General features: G+C 51.1%; 1 protein-coding gene and 1 pseudogene. Both read left to right on the plus strand.

The features are described from left to right. The coding region (locus tag ACTHUR_RS15735) for a hypothetical protein (protein WP_440399586.1) at positions 1-271 on the plus strand (271 nt) is incomplete at its 5' end. 35 nt (positions 272-306) lie between these two features. After that, positions 307-613, plus strand: a pseudogene (locus ACTHUR_RS15740) (thioredoxin domain-containing protein); the annotation flags it as partial.

The following is a 613-nucleotide window of genomic DNA, read 5'->3' on the forward strand; positions in this document are numbered from 1 at the left end:
GTTCGGACTTGGGCGAGCAGGCGGCCCGCGCAATGGCGGCAGCCAGCGACACTATCCGGATATTCATTCGATACTCCTGACAAATTCGGAAGACAATTTGCCCGATTCATTGCCGATGAGGACGCGAAACACAAAACATAAACGGGCAGCGATTGAAAAACACTTTATATCGAAAGAAGAAAAAGCGGAAAGAATGTTTGCTGCGGCAGATATCAGTTTTGGTTATAAGGTCGTCGGAAAAGCAAATTTCATGTTCAGACGACCTCTTTGACCAAGCGTAGTCTTGCTTGGCTGATCCGGCGCAAACGTAAAAAAGGTCGTCTGAAAACCACAGCCTCCGTTTTAGGCTTCCTTCTGCTCATCGGCGGCGCATGGTTCGGATGGCAAAGCGCAAACAAACAAACCACCGCCCTGCACCACTTCCTGACACTCGCCCCCCCGTCTGAAGCAGGCAAAACCACCGACCACGGCAAAGTATTCACCGACGTCGCCGAACTCAAAACCGCTATGGATGCCGCATTGAAAGCCAACCCCGACAAACCCGTCGTTTTGGATTTCTACGCCGACTGGTGTATTTCCTGCAAAGAAATTGCAAGCTACACGCTCAACCAGC

Source organism: Neisseria sp. P0021.S007 (assembly GCF_051956855.1).